This window comes from Streptomyces ruber (genome assembly GCF_014648075.1).
Lineage (GTDB): Bacteria > Actinomycetota > Actinomycetes > Streptomycetales > Streptomycetaceae > Streptomyces > Streptomyces ruber.
This window is the reverse complement of record NZ_BMQK01000002.1, coordinates 786,558-803,659: the sequence shown is the minus strand read 5'-3', so window position 1 is coordinate 803,659 and position 17,102 is coordinate 786,558. Positions and strand designations below refer to the sequence as shown.

At 72.6% G+C, this 17,102-nt stretch carries 15 protein-coding genes; 11 read left to right on the top strand and 4 right to left on the bottom strand.

Annotated features, from left to right (window positions below; all coding sequences use genetic code 11):
• The first annotated feature begins 169 nt into the window (after positions 1 to 169).
• Together IEZ04_RS08015 and IEZ04_RS08010 are read left to right on the top strand one after the other, a co-directional pair.
• The gene (locus IEZ04_RS08015; RefSeq protein WP_189215979.1) at positions 170 to 2,086 is read left to right on the top strand and encodes a sialidase family protein; all 1,917 of its coding nucleotides are present in this window, start codon (positions 170 to 172) and stop codon (positions 2,084 to 2,086) included.
• Between the two features lie 10 nt (positions 2,087 to 2,096).
• On the top strand, positions 2,097 to 3,374 hold the full coding sequence (locus tag IEZ04_RS08010) for a DUF5005 domain-containing protein (RefSeq protein ID WP_229820884.1): 1,278 nt from the start codon (positions 2,097 to 2,099) through the stop codon (positions 3,372 to 3,374).
• Here the strand turns inward: IEZ04_RS08010 and IEZ04_RS08005 are convergent.
• The gene (locus IEZ04_RS08005) at positions 3,313 to 4,356 is read right to left on the bottom strand and encodes a bile acid:sodium symporter family protein (RefSeq protein WP_189215978.1); all 1,044 of its coding nucleotides are present in this window, start codon (positions 4,354 to 4,356) and stop codon (positions 3,313 to 3,315) included. The two genes, IEZ04_RS08010 and IEZ04_RS08005, sit on opposite strands and share 62 nt — an antisense overlap.
• A gap of 187 nt (positions 4,357 to 4,543) precedes the next feature.
• On the opposite strand from IEZ04_RS08005, the gene IEZ04_RS08000 reads away from it, so the two are divergent.
• From IEZ04_RS08000 to IEZ04_RS07960, 9 genes are all read left to right on the top strand, one after another.
• Positions 4,544 to 5,416, top strand: a complete 873-nt coding sequence (locus IEZ04_RS08000) for a LysR substrate-binding domain-containing protein (RefSeq protein ID WP_189215977.1) — start codon at positions 4,544 to 4,546, stop codon at positions 5,414 to 5,416.
• A gap of 193 nt (positions 5,417 to 5,609) precedes the next feature.
• The gene (locus tag IEZ04_RS07995; RefSeq protein WP_308429785.1) at positions 5,610 to 6,443 is read left to right on the top strand and encodes an aldo/keto reductase; all 834 of its coding nucleotides are present in this window, start codon (positions 5,610 to 5,612) and stop codon (positions 6,441 to 6,443) included.
• 524 nt (positions 6,444 to 6,967) lie between these two features.
• Positions 6,968 to 7,966 (top strand): class I SAM-dependent methyltransferase, encoded by a 999-nt coding sequence (locus IEZ04_RS07990; RefSeq protein ID WP_189215976.1) that lies wholly within the window; start codon positions 6,968 to 6,970, stop codon positions 7,964 to 7,966.
• A gap of 2 nt (positions 7,967 to 7,968) precedes the next feature.
• Positions 7,969 to 9,252 carry a beta-ketoacyl-[acyl-carrier-protein] synthase family protein gene (locus tag IEZ04_RS07985; RefSeq protein ID WP_189215975.1) on the top strand — a complete coding sequence of 428 codons (1,284 nt, stop codon included), beginning with the start codon at positions 7,969 to 7,971 and terminating at the stop codon, positions 9,250 to 9,252.
• On the top strand, positions 9,249 to 10,487 hold the full coding sequence (locus IEZ04_RS07980) for a beta-ketoacyl-[acyl-carrier-protein] synthase family protein (protein WP_189215974.1): 1,239 nt from the start codon (positions 9,249 to 9,251) through the stop codon (positions 10,485 to 10,487). The genes IEZ04_RS07985 and IEZ04_RS07980 overlap by 4 nt, the downstream gene beginning before the upstream one ends.
• Complete coding sequence (gene acpS / locus IEZ04_RS07975) at positions 10,466 to 10,918, top strand: holo-ACP synthase (RefSeq protein ID WP_189215973.1); 453 nt, start codon at positions 10,466 to 10,468, stop codon at positions 10,916 to 10,918. The genes IEZ04_RS07980 and acpS overlap by 22 nt, the downstream gene beginning before the upstream one ends.
• Before the next feature lie 27 nt (positions 10,919 to 10,945).
• Positions 10,946 to 11,188: an acyl carrier protein gene (locus tag IEZ04_RS07970; RefSeq protein ID WP_189215972.1), complete on the top strand. Its 243-nt coding sequence runs from the start codon at positions 10,946 to 10,948 to the stop codon at positions 11,186 to 11,188.
• 5 nt (positions 11,189 to 11,193) lie between these two features.
• A complete protein-coding gene (locus IEZ04_RS07965) occupies positions 11,194 to 11,649 on the top strand; it encodes an SRPBCC family protein (protein WP_189215971.1) in 456 nt (151 codons plus the stop codon).
• 82 nt (positions 11,650 to 11,731) lie between these two features.
• Positions 11,732 to 12,745 carry a PfkB family carbohydrate kinase gene (locus IEZ04_RS07960; protein WP_189215970.1) on the top strand — a complete coding sequence of 338 codons (1,014 nt, stop codon included), beginning with the start codon at positions 11,732 to 11,734 and terminating at the stop codon, positions 12,743 to 12,745.
• A gap of 193 nt (positions 12,746 to 12,938) precedes the next feature.
• Here IEZ04_RS07960 and IEZ04_RS07955 read toward each other — a convergent pair whose 3' ends face one another.
• From IEZ04_RS07955 to IEZ04_RS07945, 3 genes are all read right to left on the bottom strand, one after another.
• Entirely contained in the window at positions 12,939 to 13,628 is a 690-nt protein-coding gene (locus tag IEZ04_RS07955; RefSeq protein WP_189215969.1) for a response regulator transcription factor, read from the bottom strand.
• Positions 13,629 to 13,854: 226 nt separating this feature from the next.
• Positions 13,855 to 14,751: a class I SAM-dependent methyltransferase gene (locus tag IEZ04_RS07950; protein ID WP_189215968.1), complete on the bottom strand. Its 897-nt coding sequence runs from the start codon at positions 14,749 to 14,751 to the stop codon at positions 13,855 to 13,857.
• A gap of 182 nt (positions 14,752 to 14,933) precedes the next feature.
• Positions 14,934 to 16,664, bottom strand: a complete 1,731-nt coding sequence (locus IEZ04_RS07945) for a glycoside hydrolase family 6 protein (RefSeq protein WP_189216056.1) — start codon at positions 16,662 to 16,664, stop codon at positions 14,934 to 14,936.
• Between the last annotated feature and the right edge of the window lie 438 nt (positions 16,665 to 17,102).

Genomic DNA, 17,102 nt, shown 5'->3' with positions numbered 1-17,102 from the left:
TTTCACTCCGGTTCGCACGACATGGCCGTACCTGGTCCTTGTGAGGCGCTGGGGCTGCCCGTACCGTCTGTGGTCCACATCGGACATGAAATGTCCGATGTCCTGTTTTTCACGACGCAACACGCCGCCTCACGACGCAACGCCGCCGCCTGAAGGGCAGGTCGCACCCATGCCGTCACACCTCCGCGCACGTCACAGACCGGCCGTCACCGCCGTGTTCGCCACCGTCCTCGCCGCGGCCGGGCTCCTCGCGGCGCCGGGGCACGCCGCCGGCGGACAGACCCGGGCCGCCGGCTTCGAGCAGCAGGTCCTCTTCAGGGCCGACCAGGAGTCCGGTTACGCCTGCTTCCGCATCCCGGCCGTCGTGCGCACCGTCAGGAACACGCTTCTGGCGTTCGCCGAGGGACGGGTGCTCAACTGCGGGGACGCCGCCGACATCGACCTCGTCGTCAAGCGCTCCACCGACGGCGGCCGCACCTGGGGCCCGCTGCAGGTGATCAACAGGGGCGAGGGCGACACCCACGGCAACCCCGCTCCGGTGGTGGACCGCAGGACCGGCCGGGTCCTGCTGGCGGAGACGTACAACACGGGCCGTACGGACAGCGCCAACTGCGCCGTGCCCTGCGACCGCGTCCCGTACCTCCAGTTCAGCGACGACGACGGTCTCACCTGGTCGGAGCCGCGCGACCTGAGCGAGGAGATACTGCCCGGGGAGTGGAACTCCTGGTACGCCACCGGGCCGGTGCACGGCATCCAGCTCGCCCACGGCGAGCACGCCGGTCGGCTGGTGTTCGGCGTCAACGCCGAGACGTGGGACGGCCGCCGGATCACCGCCAACCACGCCGCGCTCGTCGTCAGCGACGACGGCGGCGACAGCTGGCGCATCGGCGCCACGGACACCTGGCCCGTGGCGCGGGACGGCACGTTCCGGCAGAAGCCGTCCGAGGTGACGCTCGCCGAGCGCGCCGACGGTTCGGTCCTCGTCAGCGGGCGCGAGCAGGACGGCACCGATCTCGGCCACCGTGCCCAGGCCGTCAGCCGGGACGGCGGTGACAGCTTCACCGCGCCCTTCCGCGCGATTCCCGACCTCTACATGCCCCAGGTGCAGGGCTCCCTGCTGCGGCTCGGGGACCGGATGCTGCTGGCCGGCCCGGCCGACCCGGACCGCCGCCGGACGATGGCGGTCCGGTCCTCCTACGACGGCGGGCGGACCTGGGAGAGCGCGGACCGCGGCACGGTGGTGACGCGGGACTGGTCCGGCTACTCGGACATGGTGCACATCGACGGGGGTGACGGGGACGGCGGGAACGGCGAGAACACAGTGGGGCTGCTGTACGAGGCCGGGACCGCCGACGCCCGGGACGAGATCCGCTTCGCCCGCTTCTCCGAGAGCTGGCTGGCGCCGCGCCGCGGTCCCGACCCGACGACCCCCGACCGGGCGCCGGGGGCCCGGCCCGCCGCGGTCCTCGGCGGTGCCCGTGAGACGCCCGGCGTGTCCGGCGGCGCCCTCGCGTTCGACGGCACCGACGACGCGGTACGCCTGCCGTTCCGCAGGCAACTGCCGTTGGACGACGGGGAGTTCACCGTCTCGCTGTGGTTCCGGCACACCGCTCAGGACGGGGAACAGCCACTGCTGTGGATGGGCGGGGTCGGGTCGACGCAGCCGCAGGTGTGGGTGCGCGACGAGCCCGCCTCCGACCGGATCCAGGCGCTGATCACCGTGCGGGACGGGGCCGCCCCGCCGCGCAGTCTCTCCGTGCGCGCGGCCGGCGCGTACGGCGACGGCCAGTGGCACCACGTCGCGCTGCGGCGGGGCGGGGGCAGACTCACGCTGTTCGTCGACGGGAGGGAGGCGGCCGGCACCGCGGACGTGCCGGGGTCGGTCAGCCGTACCGCCCCGTTCGGGGTGCACGTCGGGCAGAAGCCGGACGGCCGGGCGCACTTCACCGGCGCGATCGACGAGGTGCGCGTCCACGACCGGGCGCTGAGCGACGACGAGGTCGCCGACCTGCGTGACCGGGACGGGGCGCCGGCCAGCGGCACGATCCTCCGGCTGCCCATGGACCGCGTGGACGGGGCCCGTTAACGTCCCGTCCGTGCCCGACGACATAGGTACGCCCGGTGACATAGGTACGCGCGACGGCTTGCGCGCACGACGGCGCGCGGGGGTCGGGCTGGGCTTCGCGCTCGCCCTGGTCCTCGCGGCCGTGCTGCTCACCGCCCTCCCGGACGACCGGGAGGGCGGCGGCCGTTGCGCGCCCCGTACGGTGCGGTCGTGGGCCGAGCACAGCGCGCTGACGGACGAGTTCGCGCGGTACGGCGACGACGGCACCCGCACGGACGACTGGACCGGAGGGGACGGCACGCACTCGGTGCGGCTGCCGGACGGGCGGGTGCTGTGGCTGTTCTCGGACACTTTCCTGGGCCGGGTGCACGCGCCGCCCAACCCGGCCGGCGAGTCCGTGGCCTGGCGGGACACCGCGACGCCGCTGGTGCGCAACTCGGCCGTGCTGATGTCGGGGTCGGGCCGGCTGCTGTCCACACTGCCCGCTCCCCTCTTCCCCGACCCGGCACCGGGGCAGTGGCGCTGGCCGGTCGCGGCCCGGGTCGAGGCGCGGTCGCCGGGCTCCGCCGAGCAGGTCGTGCGGGTGCTGCTGTGGCGGCGTGCGCAGGGCGGGGCGCCGTGGATATACGGGGTGCCGGTCGCCACCGAGGTCGCCACGCTCTCGCTGCCGGACCTGCGCCCGGAGGGCGTCACGACGGTGCTGGACCAGCGGTCGGTGCGCGATCCGGCGCGGCGGGTGCTGTTCGGTACGACGGCGGTCGACGCGGGTGAGTGGGCTTACGTGTTCGGCGGGAACGACGCGCAGGCCGCCTCCCGTCCGGTCTCCGAGGCGTACGTGGCACGGGTGCCGCGCGGCCGGCTCGGCGCGGCGGGTGCGTGGGAGTACTGGGACGGAGCGCGGTGGACGGTGCGCGGCCGGCCGGCGCCGGTGCTCGGGGACGGCCGGCGCACCGGGGTGGGCAGCGCGTTCACGGTCGTCCGCGACGGGCCGACCCATGTGCTGTTCACGATGGCCGCGGGCGCCGCGGGCCTGACCACCGTGACCTCGTACTGGTCCTGCTCCCCCACCGGCCCCTGGCACGGGCCGGCGGCAGGCTTCACGCCACCGCTGCCCGGGGACGGCACGGCGGCGTACAACCCGCAGGCCCACGAGGCGCTCGGCGGCGGGGGCGGTGCGGCCGGCGGGCTGGTCCTGAGCTACGACGTGAACCGGCTGGACGCGGACGCGGCGGCGGCCCAGCACCACCTCAGTCGGAACGTGTCCCTGTACCGACCGCGGTTCGTGTCGCTGCGTCTCGCTCCCGGGTGACCTCGTCCGGCTCCAGCGGGTCGCGGGAGCGGCGCTTGGCGATCACCGCGCACACCATGAGCTGCATCTGGTGGAACAGCATCAGCGGCAGCACGGCCAGCGAGGCCTCCGCGCCGAACAGCACGCTCGCCATGGGGAGCCCGGCGGCGAGGGACTTCTTCGACCCGGCGAACTGGAGGGCGATCCGGTCCGCCCGGCCGAACCGCAGCGCCTTCCCGCCGTACCAGGTGATCGCGAGCATCACGGCGAGCAGCACCGCCTCCACCGCGAGCAGGCCGGCCAGCTGTACGGGGCTGACCTGCGACCAGATGCCGCGCACCATGCCCTCGCTGAACGCGACATAGACGACGAGGAGGATCGAGCCGCGGTCGACGAGCCCGAGCGCCTTCTTGTGCCGGACGACGAAGCCGCCGATCCAGCGCCGCGTGACCTGCCCCGCGACGAACGGCACCAGCAGCTGCAGCACGATCTCCACGAGCGAGTCGGCGGAGAACCCGCCCGCGCTGCCGCCCAGCAGGGCCGCCGCGAGCAGCGGGGTGAGCACTATGCCGGCCAGGGAGGAGAAGGAGCCCGCACAGATGGCGGCGGGTACGTTGCCGCGCGCGATGGAGGTGAAGGCGATCGACGACTGGATGGTCGACGGCACGAGGGTGCAGAAGAGCAGCCCGGTGTACAGGGAGTGGGTCAGCAGCACCGGCTCCAGCCCGCGCGCGGCGAGGCCCAGCAGCGGGAAGACGACGAAGGTGCAGGCGAGGACGGTGACGTGGAGCCGCCAGTGCCGGAGCCCGTCGAGCGCCTCCCGGGTGGAGAGCCGGGCCCCGTAGAGGAAGAACAGGAAAGCGATCGCGGCCGTGGACGCCCCGGAGGCGACGTCGGCGGCCGTGCCCCGCGCCGGGAGGAGGGCGGCGAGGCCCACCGTCCCGAGCAACAGCAGGATGTACGGGTCGATCGGCATCCAACTCGGCCACTGCAGGCGCTTCACGGTGCTCCACTTGCTCGGTTCGGTCCGGTCCGGTCCGGCTCGGTACGGTGCGGCTCGGTTCGCCCGGTCCGGCACTCCGGGGCACGGGTCGTGCCCTCTCCATCGTCCTCCTGTTCGCCTTGATCGGGAATCCCGTACACGGCTCTGACTGTCATCACGGATCGCGATGACCGGTTAGCCTGGATGCATGTACGACCCCTCCCAGCTGCGCACCTTCCTGGCGGTCGCCCAGACGCTGAGCTTCACGCAGGCCGCGCGGCGGCTCGGGCTGCGGCAGTCCACGGTCAGCCAGCACGTGCGGCGCCTGGAGGAGGCCGCCGGGCGGCAGCTCTTCTCCCGGGACACCCACTCGGTGGAGCTGACGGAGGACGGTGAGGCGATGCTCGGCTTCGCGCGCCGGCTTCTGGAGGTGCACGAGCAGGCGACGGCGTTCTTCACGGGTACCCGGCTGCGCGGCCGGCTGCGGTTCGGCGCCTCGGAGGACTTCGTGCTGACCCGGCTCCCGGAGATCCTGGAGCGTTTCCGCAGCGACCATCCCGAGGTGGACCTGGAGCTGACGGTGGAGCTGTCGGGGACGCTGCACGAGATGCTGGCCGCGGGCAGGCTCGACCTGGTGCTGGCGAAACGGCGCCCCGAGGGCCCGCGCGGGGAGCTGGTCTGGCGCGACCGGCTGGTGTGGATCGGCGCGGAGCGGCTGCGTCTGGACCCCGGCCGTCCGGTGCCGCTGATCGTCTATCCGGCGCCGGGGGTCACGCGCGCGCGGGCCTTCGAGGCGCTGGAGCGCGCGGGCCGTCCCTGGCGCGTGGCGTGCACGAGCGGCAGCCTGAGCGGGCTGGTCGCGGCGGCCCGGGCCGGCCTCGGGGTGATGGCGCACGCCCGCGGGCTGGTGCCCCCGGGCCTGGCGCGCGTGCCCGACCGGGCGGGCCTGCCCGAGCTGGGCGAGGTGGACTTCGCCCTCGTCCACGGCAGGCGGCGGCCCTCCGCGCAGGGGCCCGCGGACGCGCTGGCGGGGGCGATCCTGACCGCCGGGGACCGGCTGCAGCGGGGGCGGGCCGGCTGAGGGCCCGCGGCCCGGGGGCCGCATCCCCGGCGCGCGGCGCGAACAGTACGTGTGAGGTGCGCGTTTCCGGTCAATCTACGATGCGGAAGTCAATTCACGTTTCGGAAGCCCTGCTCACCGGTGAGGAATGCGGCGTAAGCCGTGATTGTTGATCCGGTGAGTACCACCCGACCGACCGAAGGATCGAGAGCTCGTGAGCAGCAAGGTCCCCCCGATCATCCTGAACAACGGCGTCGAGATGCCCCAGCTGGGCTTCGGCGTCTGGCAGGTGCCCGACGACGAGGCGGAGAAGGCTGTCGCCACCGCGTTGGAGAACGGGTACCGCAGCATCGACACAGCCGCGATCTACGGCAACGAGGAGGGCACCGGCAAGGCGATCGCCGCCTCCGGCATAGCCCGTGAGGAGCTCTTCGTCACCACGAAGCTCTGGAACTCCGAGCAGGGCTACGACTCCACGCTGCGCGCCTTCGACGCGTCGCTGGACAAGCTCGGCCTGGAGTTCGTGGACCTGTACCTGATCCACTGGCCGGTTCCCGCCAAGGACAAGTACATCGACACGTACAAGGCGCTCGAGAAGCTGTACGCGGACGGCCGCGCCCGGGCCATCGGCGTCTCGAACTTCCTGCCGGAGCACCTTGAGCGGCTGGCCGGGGAGACCTCCGTGGTCCCCGCGGTCAACCAGATCGAGCTGCACCCGCACCTGCAGCAGCGCGCGCTGCGCGAGTACCACGCGGAGAAGGGCATCGCCACCGAGGCCTGGTCGCCGCTCGGCCAGGGCAAGGGTCTGCTGGAGGTCCCGGCGATCGTCGCCATCGCGCAGAAGCACGGCGTCAGCCCGGCGCAGGTCGTCCTGCGCTGGCACCTCCAGACCGGCAACGTGGTGATCCCGAAGTCGGTCACCCCGTCGCGCATCAAGGAGAACATCGACGTGTTCGGCTTCTCCCTGGACGACGAGGACATGGCCGCGATCAGCGCCCTGAACGAGGACCGCCGCATCGGCCCGAACCCGGCCGACGTCAACGAGTGATCTCCGGCCTCCGGGCCCCGTGACGCCCCCGGCGGGAGCGTCACACCCTGTACGACGGTGCCGCCGCCCGCATTCGCCGGGCGGCGGCACCGTCGTGTGTGCGGCCGCCCGGCGGTACCGACCAGGGCGAAACGCGCTTTCCGGGCACCTGTCCGGTCCCGTGTCCCGGGTCACTCCCCTGGGCAGGTGTCCCGGCGGACTGGGCGGACGTCCCGGTCACGGCCGGGCGTATTCCCCGTTCTTCCGGTGACCGGTGCCCATCGAAATGGTCCCTACCTCTCGCCTAGATTCGCACGCATCGGTCGTACTCGGACGACCGGGAAATCCTGCGAGAGGCTGCTCATGAAGCGGGTGCACAGGAACGATGTGAGGGCCGGAACCGTCCGCGAGCCGGGGGCCGGGGAAATACTCCGCCGGACAGTCGTCGACACCCCGGACGGAGCGGACGGTTCCGTCCACGCCGTCCTCGTCCCGCAGGGCACGTGTCCGCGGCGGCCGGAGTACACGCGAGCGCGGGAGGGCGCGTGACCGCCACGGCGGCCGGTCCGGCACCGCTGCTCGCCCTCAACTTCGGTTTCGCACGGGCCAGGGTGCTCGGCACGGCCCTGGAACTCGGCCTCTTCACCGAACTGGCCCGGGCCCCGCGCCCGGCCCGGCGGCTCGCCGACGATCTGGACTGCGACGGCGAGGGGCTGCGCCGGCTCCTCGCCGCCCTGGCCGAGCTGGGCCTGGTGGAGGGCGACGACGACACCGGGCGGCGGCCGACCGCGCTCGCCGCCGCCCACCTGGTCGAGGACGCACCGGGCTGGCTGGGCGGCCACTTCGCCGAGGTGCTCGACCAGTGGGACGCGTGGGCTGCGCTCACCGACGTCGTGCGCGGCGGCCGGCGGCCCTCCGCAGCGCCGCGGCGCGGGTCGCGTCCCGGGTTCTTCGGGGGCGCCTTCCCCGTCACCGTGCACGCTGCGTGCGCCGTCGTCGACGCGGTCGGGCCGCGCCCCGCGGGACGGGTGCTCGACCTGGTCGCCGGCGGCGGCGAGTGGGGCATCGCGCTGGCCGCCGCCGACCCGGACGCGGTGGTCGTCGCCCACGACGACGAGGAGTTGCTGCCGGGCGTGCGGGCCCGGGCCGAACGGTTCGGCGTGGCCTCGCGGTTCATCTTCCGGGCGGCCCGTGACGGCCGGTCCGCGGCCTTCGCCGACGCCTCGTTCGACACCGTCGTCCTCGCGCACGCCGCCCGCTTCGCGGGGCACGACGCGACCGTACGGCTCGTCGGGGAGGCCGCCCGGCTGCTGCGTACCGGCGGCACGCTGCTGGTCGCCGACGTCATGCGGCCCGAGCCGGGAGGCGATCCGCTGCACCGGCCGATGCTCGACCTCAGCCTGTTCGTGAACACCGCCGAGGGCGGCCTGCCCCGGGCCGCGACGCTGCGCGCCCTGATGAAGGAGGCAGGAGTGACGCCCGGGGAAACCGTCGCCCGGGGAATTCTGACCACCCTCACGGGTGAGAAACAAGAGAGGCAGTAGAAATGCGAGAAGTGGTCGTCACCGGACTGGGTGTCATCAGTCCGGCCGGCATAGGTAAGGAACAGCTCTGGCGCACCGTCTCGGCGGGAAAGAGCGTCACCAAATCACTCACCGACATCACCAGTTCGCCGCTCTTCGGGGATTTCGAGTTCCTGTCCGACGCGATCGCCGAGGTCCCCGGCTTCGAGGAGCAGGCGGCGACGCTGCCGGTGGAGGTGCGGCGGCTCGACCGCTACGTGCAGTTCGCCGTGGCCGCCGCGCTGCAGGCCGTCGAGGACGCCGGGCTGTCGGCCGGCTCCTCCGCACCGGAGCGCACCGGCGTCTCGCTGTCCACCGCGATCTGCGGGACTCCCAAGATGGAGGAGGAGTTCCTGGCGGTGACCGACGAGGCCCGCAAGCCGATCGATCCGTCCAGGGCGGACCGTGACCTGTACCTGGCATCGATGGCGAACACGCCGGGTGCGCTGCTGTCGGCGATGCTCGGCGCCCAGGGGCCGTGCGTGACGCTGTCCACGGGCTGCATCGGCGGCATCGACGCGGTCGGTCACGCCTTCGAGGCCATCGCGTACGGGGACGCCGACGTGATGATCGCGGGTGCCAGCGAGGCGCCGATCACCCCGATCACGGTGGCCTCGTTCGAGATCATCAACTGTCTCAGCCGGGTCCACCGGGACCGCCCCGAGGCCGCCTCCCGGCCGTACGACGCGGGGCGCGACGGGTTCGTGCTGGGCGAGGCGTGCGGCATGCTGGTGCTGGAGGAGAAGGAGCACGCGCTGCGCCGGGGCGCGAAGGTGTACATGGAGATCAACGGCTTCGCGCACACCTCGAACGCCGCGCACATGACCGACCTGCTCTCCGACGGCGAGGACCTGACCCGCGCCATGACACTGGCGGTCGGCCGGTCGGGACTGCGGCCCCAGGACATCACCCACGCCAGCTCGCACGGCAGTTCGACGCCGCAGAACGACACCTGCGAGACCAGCGCCCTGAAGCTGGCGCTCGGCGACCACGCCTACGACATCCCCGTCAACTCGGCGAAGTCGATGCTCGGCCACGCGCTGGCCGCGGCGAGCGCCGTCGAGCTCGTGCTGTGCGCCCTCGCCTGCGAGCGGCGCTTCGTCCATCCGACCGCCAACTACGAGACGCCCGACCCCAGTTGTGACCTGGACTATGTGCCGGGCGACGGCCGTCCGTGGAAGGGCGGCGCGATCCTCAAGGACGCCAGCGGGTTCGCGGGGCTCCACGCGGCGATGGTGGCGCGGTCCCCGCGCGAGGAGGCGGCATGACGAACAGCGAAGCGACCTCCGTGGTCGTCACCGGCGTCGGCGCCACGACCCCGGCCGGGAACGGCCCGGAGGCGCTCTGGGAGAGCGCGCGCGACGGCGCGACGCGCATCACCGCCATCGACCGCTTCGACGCCTCCGCCTACGCCTGCCCGGCCGGGGGACAGACGGACTTCGACCCGCTCGACCATCTCCCGGAACGGTTCGTCAAGCGCACCGACCGGTTCACGCACCTCGCGGTGCACACCGCGCGCGAGGCGCTCGCCGACGCGGAGGTGAGGGTCGGCGACACCGTCGCGGCGGACCGCACCGGAGTCATGGTCGGCAACGTCCTGCCCGGCTGGGAGTTCGGCGAGCGGGAGCTGCGCAAGCTCTGGACGGACGGCATCCGCGCGGTCAGCCCCTATCAGGCCACCGCCTGGTTCTCGGCCGCCCCGCAGGGCAACATCTGCATCGACCAGGGCATCAGGGGCCCGGCCCGCACCTTCGCGGCCGACCGGGCGAGCGGCGCGTACGCGCTGATCGGCGGCGCCCAGGCGCTGCTGCGCGGCCACGCCGACCTGGTGCTCGCGGGCGGGGTGGAGGCCCCGCTGTCGCCGTACGGATGGCTGTGCCTGGAGACCAGCGGTCTGGCCGCCAAGCAGCGCGGGGCCCTCGGTCCCGGCGAGCTGTACCGGCCGTTCGACGCGGGTCACGACGGCAGCGTGTTCGCCGAGGGCGCCGTCTTCCTGGTGCTGGAGCGCCGGGAGCACGCGGAGGCCCGGGGCGCGCGCATCCTCGGCGAACTGGCCGGCTGGGGCGTCAGCACGGACGGGTACATGCCGTACCACACGGTCGAGCCGACCGGCCGGGTGCTCGCCCGGGCGATGCGCGAGGCCAGCCCCGAGGCACCCGACGTGGTCTTCGCGCACGGTTCCGGCATCCCCTCCGAGGACGTCACGGAGGGGTACGCGCTGCACGAGGCGTACGGCGCCGGGGCCGGCCGGCTGCCGGTGACGGCGCCCAAGTCGGGCTTCGGCCACCTGCTGGGCGGCGCCGCGGCCGCCGACGCGGCCCTCGCCCTGCGCGCCATGCCCGAGGACCTGGTGCCGCCCACGGTCAACCTCGACCGTCCGGTGCCCGGCATCGGCCTGGACCTCGTCCGCGGCGAGGCCCGCCCGGCCGGGGACTGGCGCAGCACCCTCGTCGTCTCGCGCGGCCTGGGAGGTGTCAACGCGTGTCTGCTCCTGAAGCGCTGACCGCGCCGCCCGCGGAGCTGCCGGCACCCGGCGCCGCCGCGCGGGTCCCGGGCCCGGCTCCCGGCCTCGGCGTGGACATCGTGCAGGTGACGCGCCTGCGTGCGGCCGTGCTCCGGCGGGGGGACGCACTGGCCGAGCGGCTGCTGACACCGGAGGAACGGGAGCTGTGCCGGGGGCGTTCTGGCCGCCACCGGCTGCAGTGCCTGGCGGGCCGCGTCGCCGCCAAGGAAGCGGTGCGCAAGACGCTCGGCGCGCACGGCGAGGGGCTCGGCTGGCAGGACGTCGAGGTCCGCCGGGGGGCTCACGGCGAGCCCGTACCACATCTGTCCGCCCGGGCCGAACGGGCCCTGCGGCAGGCCGGGTTCACCCGGCTGCGCCTGAGCATCAGCCACGAGCCCGACGTGGCCGTGGCCGTGGCGACGGCGGACTGAACGAGAAGGACGAACTGGGGGAATGGCATGAACATCCGCGAGGAAGTGGTCACCGTACTGCGGGGGATCGGGTTCCGTGACGACGAGCTGACCGACGGCACCGTGCTCGCCGCCGACCTCGGCATCGACTCGACCGAGCTGGTCGAGATCGTGGTCGCCCTGGAGCAGCACTTCGGCATCCGTGTCGACATGGACGAGGAGGGCGCCTTCCGGACCTTCGGGGACCTGGTGGCCTGCGCCGACCGCCTGATGTCCGTGCGGGAGGGCTGAGCGGGATGCCCAGGATCGAGAACAGCGTCGTCATCGCCGAGGACCCGCGGAAGGTCTTCGACATCACCAACGACATCGACCGCTGGTCGGAGATCTTCGACGAGTACAGCGCCGCCGAGGTCGTCACCCGCGAGCGGGACGGCCGCTGGACGGAGATCGTCTTCGAGCTGACCGACCACGAGGGCCGCAGCTGGCGTTCCTGGCGGCTCCTGGACCACCGGGAGCTGGTCGTGTACGCCGAGCGGCGCGACCCGCTCTTCCCGTTCCGCTACATGCACCTGCGCTGGTCCTACCGGGCGGTGGCGGGCGGCACCGAGATGACCTGGGTCCAGGACTTCGAGCCGGCCGACGGCTTCGACGTGCCGCTGGAGTCCATGGTCGAGCGCATGCAGGTCCACACGCGGAGGAACCAGGCCGGGATCCGGCGGATCATCGAGTCCGGCGCCGTCCGGGCCGCCTGACCGGCCGGGCCCGGCGGGGGGCGAGAACCTCCGGCCGGGCCCGGCCCGTCGGCGCACTGCGCACGACAGGGGGGAGCGACACGTGCGGATCGCCGTCACCGGTTCCATCACGACGGACCACCTCATGGCCTTCCCGGGCCGTCTGACCGAACGGCTGGTGCCCGAGGGGCTGCCGGCCGCCACCCTGTTCTTCCTGGTGGACCGGCTGACGGTCCGCTACTCGGGCGCGGGGGCGAACGTCGCGTACGGGCTGGGCCAGCTGGGGCTCTCGCCCGTCCTGGTGGGCGCGGCGGGCGCCGACTTCACCGAGTACCACCTGTGGCTGAAGCGGCACGGCGTCGACGCGGACTCCGTGCTGGTCGTGCCGGACCGTCGGACGGCGCGTTCCGTGCGGACGGTCGACGCGGACGGCCACGAGATCTGCTCCTTCCACGCCGGAGCCCGCGAGGCCGCCCGCACGATCTCGCTGCGTTCGGTGTCCGAGCGGGTCGGCACCCTCGACCTGGTGCTGGTCTCCTCGGACGACACGGAGGCGATGCTGCGGCACACCGAGGAGTGCCGGGCCGGGGGCGTCCCGTTCGCCGCCGATCCCCGGCGCCGGATCGCCGGACTGGGCCGGGCGGACGCGCGGTTCCTCGTCGACGGCGCCCGGATGCTGTTCACCGGCGAGGAGGACGCCGCGCTGCTGCACGACGTGACCGGCTGGAGCGCGCTCGGCGTGCTGGAGCGCGTCGGCACCCGGTTCACCACGCTGGGCCCGTCGGGGGTGCTCGTCGAGCGTTCCGGCCGGCGTCCCGTGGTGGTGCCCGCGGTGCCGGACGTCGTCCCCACCGGGCCGTCGGGCGCCGGGGACGCGCTGCGCGCGGGCGTCCTGGCGGGCCTCGCGGGCGGTGTGGACGCCGTCGGCGCGGCACGCCTCGGCTGCGCGCTGGCCTCGCTGGCGCTGGACGCGGCGGGTCCGCAGGAGTACACGGTGGACCGCCGCCGGCTGTACCGGCGGCTGCTCACCACGTACGGCAGGCGGGCGGCCCACGCCCTGAGCCCGGTGCTGGCCGCGGCCGCGGGGCCCGCCCGGGACACCTCGCGGGAGGTCTAGGGAACGGAACCGGACACCTCCGGGAGTACCTGCCGTGGGGTACGTCGGCCTGTCCCTGCCCGTCCGTCCCCGCCGGACGCCCCGGGCGTGGAGTCCGGGCAGTGGCCGCACCGGACGGCGGCTCGGTTCCCAGCGGTGTTCCGCCGCTGTTTCCCGCACCGTCCGGAACAGCTCCCGTCCGTCATTCCGTCCGTCATTCCGTCTGTATTGACTCCGCTGACTGAGCTGTTCCGTGATATCCGAGGGAGCGCTTCGCGTAGAGCGCGGTCTGCACCCGGCCGGGCGTACCCAGCTTGGCGTAGATCCGGCTCAGGTAATTGCGTACGGTCTTCGGGCTGATGCCGAGGGAGGTGGCGATGTGACCGGTTTCGTGGTCGTCGGCGACCATCGAGAGGATCTGCCGTTCCCGCCCGGTGAGCCGGGCGAACGGGGAGTCGAATTCCTCTCCGCCCTGTCCGGAGACGAGCTGGAGGAGGTGGCCGGCGATGGCCGGCGAGAAGACGGCGCCCTCGCGGTAGACGGTGAGCAGGGCGTCGTGGAGTTCGGTGGCGCTGATGGTGGTGCGGGACAGATAGGCGTTGGCTCCCGCCTGGAAGGCCTCCCGGACGTACACGGGCTGCTGGTGGGAGGCGAGGAAGACGATTCTGACGTGGACGGACTCGCGTCGCAGGGCGCGGGTGACGGCGACGCCGCCCATGCCCGGCTGCCGCAGCCCGATGAGGACGATCTGCGGCCGGCCGGCGCGCATCAGGCGCAGCGCCGAGGCGCCGTCGCGTGCCGTGCCGACCACGCTGAATTCGCTGAAACCTTCGAGAAGGGTGCGTAAACCCTCGAGAACGATCTGCTCGTCGTCGACCAGCAGAACTTTTATCCTGGACAGCATCGATGATCCTTCGGTTCGCCCGGAACGCGAGCGAAAGATCCGTCACACGCGGGCACAGCCAGCTCCGAGCCCCCGTTTTTCGGATTCCTCCGCCGTGAATTAGCCGCGCATTTCGATGCTACCCCACGAACCTACTCGATCGTCGCGATTACCCAGTTGTATGACACCTGTGCAACAGTCCGGACATATCGCCGTTCACGCGTTCTCCGGGTCCGCCCCTACCGCTTCACGCGCGCGCCTGTGCCACATGGAGGGTGAGGGCCGTCAGGACGAAAACGTCCGGACGGCGGTGCAGGCTCGCCCTGTCGTCCGGGTCCAGGAGCCGGTCGAGGGTGGCGAGGTCGGTGGCGTCCAGGGAGTCCGCGACGGCCTCCCGCAGCCGCCGGAAGCCGGAGACGACGAACGCCCGTGCCCGGTCCGGCAGCGGTGCGGGCAGGTCGAGCAGGAAGGTGCGGCTGGTGGCGTTCCGCAGGCCCACGTCGGTGAGCAGGCCCGGATAGTCCTCGGCCACCTCGACGGCGCCGGGCAGCTCGGCCCGCATGGCGGTGAACCGCTCGGCGTGCACGGCGTCCAGGCGTTCCTGCAGGCCGGGACGCCCGATGCCGATGTCGCGGGGCAGGTACCGGGCGGGCAGACCGCCTTCGAGGACCGCCAGGGTGCCGCCGGGGGCGAGCCGCCCGGCGAAGGCGGCGAGGGCCGCCCGCTGGTCGCCCATGTGGTGCAGGCTCCTGCTCGCCCACAGCAGGTCAGCCGGGTACGCGAGGTCGTCGAGCCCGTCCGGCAGGCCGGCCTCCAGGGTGCCGAAGCGGTCGGCGAACCCGTTGCGCCCGGCACGCGCGCGGGCCCGCTCCAGCAGGGGTCCCGAGCCGTCCACGGCGACGATCCGCGCGTCCGGGAACGCGTCGGCCAGCACCCCGGTCACGACACCGGGGCCGCTGCCCGCGTCGACGACCAGGCCCGGGTCGGGCCGCCGCGCCGCGAGCCAGGCCGCGGCCTGCGCGTACAGCGGCGTGTAGAGCTCCGCCTCGGTCTCCAGGTGCGCCACCATCCCGGCCCAGTCGACCTCGTGAGGGCCGTGCCCGTGGTGCCCGGGGCGGGCGGATGCGTGCTGATGCTGTCCCATGACGTGCGCCTCTCGTCCGATCACGGAGCCAAGAGTGCGCCGATCGCCAGGAAAACAGCAAGTAAGGTTGCCGGTACGGCAAATATTGGCGGTGCCACCAGGGAAGGGACACGGTCCGCCGGGACGGGCACGCACATGCCCGTCCCGGCGGATGTCAGCCCGTCGGCCTCACACGAGGCCGGTCACAGCGCCGGGTACGCGTTCTTCATCAGTTCCTGGAACTGCGCCGAGAACCACTGCCCGGAGATCGGGGCGTCCGCCAGGGCGCCCGACATGTTGTTGTTGTTGCGCGGGTTGCCCTCGTAGGTCGGGTCGCACATCCGGTCGAAGCCCTTGCCCTCGTCGTTCGGGATCTCCTTGCTGGACCCGTCCGACTCCCCCGGCGGCTTCATCCACACGTACGCGTCGATACCGGCGGCAGGGGCGGCCTTCGGTCGCTCGCCGAGACCGGCGCCCGCCTGGTTGCACCAGTTGCCGGGGTGGATGCGGCGGTCGTAGCGGCCGCCGTCGACGTAGGTGTCCACGTTGGTCCTGGCGCCCGGGCCGGCGGGCCGTGCGGCGCCGCCCCAGCCGTTGCGGGAGGTGTCGATCAGCATGCCGATGTTGCTGTCGAAGCCGATGGAGACCAGCTGGTTGCGCATGGCCTGGGCGTACGACAGCTCGTCGGTGTACCGGTTCCAGTCCACCCACTTCGACTGGCGCACGGAGGTGCCGTTGACCGTGTCGTTGATGGAGAAGTTGTCCTCCTTCAACGCGCTGTAGTTGGCCGTGTTGACGATGAAGCCGTGCACGTCGCTGAGGGTCGCGCCCTCGGTGGTGGCGGCCTCCTTGAACATGGCGGCCGACGGGGCGAAGTTGTCGTCCCAGCCGAGCCAGCCGTGGTGACCGGCGTCCACGTAGTTGTAGACGTTGCCGATCGCGCCGAGCTTGTTCAGCGCGTAGCCGACGCCCTTCTGGTAGTTGCCGTTCGCCTTCATCACGTCGCAGTTGGGCGTGGCGGTCGGCCGCGGCGTGACGTTGGTGACCAGGTTCGGCAGCGAGTCGATCTCGACCGTGGTGACGATCCGCAGGCCCGCGTACTTGGAGTCGGCGAGGATCGCGGCGATCGGGTCGATGTACTGCGTCTTGTACTTGTCGATCTCCGTCGGGCCGAGCTCTCCGTTGGAGGCGAGGGCCGAGCAGTCGCGTCCGGGCAGGTTGTAGATGACGAGCTGGACCACCAGCTCGCCGGAGCCCTTCTGCCGCAGGGCCTCGTCGAGGTGGGCGCGCAGGCCCATCTTGCCGCCCGCGCCGTTGATGGCCGCGGTGCGGTCGAGCCAGACGCCGGTGGGCTGGTTGGCGATCCGGCTGCCGCCCGGCTCGGCGGCGGCGTTCGCGGACCACTCGGGGTTCACGTACACCTTGGCGCCGGAGTACGGGTTGTTCACCTTCGCGCCGGTCCCCGGGTCCGGGTCGGGGTCGGGGCCCGGGCCGCTGCCGCCGTCGTCGACGTTGCAGGTCACACCGTCGAGCGTGAAGGCGGACGGGAGGGCGTTCGTGCCGCTGTAGGTGCCGTTGAACCCGAAGCTGATCGAACTCCCGGTCGACAGCGTGCCGTTGTAGGTCTCGTTGGAGGCCGTCACCTGGGTGCCGCTCTGGCTCAGGCGCGCGTTCCAGCCGCTGGTGACCTTCTGGTTGCCGGCGTAGGCCCACTTCAGGGCCCACGACGACTTCGCGGCGCCGTTGTTGGTGACCGTGACGGCGACGGTGAAGCCGGTGTCCCACTGGTTCTGCACCTTGTAGTCCACGGCGCAGGGGACGGCTCTCGTGCCGGCGTCGTCGGCGGGGACGGCCGCGAGCGCGGTCCCTGCGGTTCCGCCGACCAGGGCCAGCGAGGCGAGCAGCGCGGTCCGGTTCCGCCGGCCGCGGCTCATACGGCTCAGGGACATGGGTTTGGTACGGCTCATGGTGCGGGTTCCTTATCCGTCGAGGGCGCGCAGGTGCCCGCGCGGCCCGGTGCCGAACGGCGTGGACGTACCGCCGTGGGTGCCGATCTCGGGATGGGCGCAGGTCAGCGCAGCGGCTCGTAAAAGACCTGAACGCGGGGGGTGTCGCATGAGCGACTCCTTGCAGTTCGGGTGCGCCGTGCCAGGCGCGCCGACTGATGGAATCGCTCCCACTGGTGCAGGCGAAGGTAGCGCCAAGTGACGGTAAAGAACAGGGGTGCTGCGGGCATGCATCCATCGAATCTTTTCGACTTACCGCAAACCTTGACCCCCCTCACCCCCCTCTTCAATATGGGAGCGCTCCCACTGGTTCAAGGCTTGTCGCTCCTCCCCCCACCCCCCTCCGAGCCGCAAGGAGGACCAGCG

Bases quoted from the DNA above. Each gene is read 5' to 3' on its own strand.
- IEZ04_RS07985 (WP_189215975.1), top strand. From the start codon at position 7,969: ATGCGAGAAGTGGTCGTCACCGGACTGGGTGTCATCAGTCCGGCCGGC.
- IEZ04_RS07965 (WP_189215971.1), top strand. From the start codon at position 11,194: ATGCCCAGGATCGAGAACAGCGTCGTCATCGCCGAGGACCCGCGGAAG.
- IEZ04_RS07980 (WP_189215974.1), top strand. From the start codon at position 9,249: ATGACGAACAGCGAAGCGACCTCCGTGGTCGTCACCGGCGTCGGCGCC.
- IEZ04_RS07950 (WP_189215968.1), bottom strand. From the start codon at position 14,751: ATGGGACAGCATCAGCACGCATCCGCCCGCCCCGGGCACCACGGGCAC.
- IEZ04_RS07970 (WP_189215972.1), top strand. From the start codon at position 10,946: ATGAACATCCGCGAGGAAGTGGTCACCGTACTGCGGGGGATCGGGTTC.
- IEZ04_RS08000 (WP_189215977.1), top strand. From the start codon at position 4,544: ATGTACGACCCCTCCCAGCTGCGCACCTTCCTGGCGGTCGCCCAGACG.
- IEZ04_RS07955 (WP_189215969.1), bottom strand. From the start codon at position 13,628: ATGCTGTCCAGGATAAAAGTTCTGCTGGTCGACGACGAGCAGATCGTT.
- IEZ04_RS07945 (WP_189216056.1), bottom strand. From the start codon at position 16,664: ATGAGCCGCGGCCGGCGGAACCGGACCGCGCTGCTCGCCTCGCTGGCC.
- IEZ04_RS08015 (WP_189215979.1), top strand. From the start codon at position 170: ATGCCGTCACACCTCCGCGCACGTCACAGACCGGCCGTCACCGCCGTG.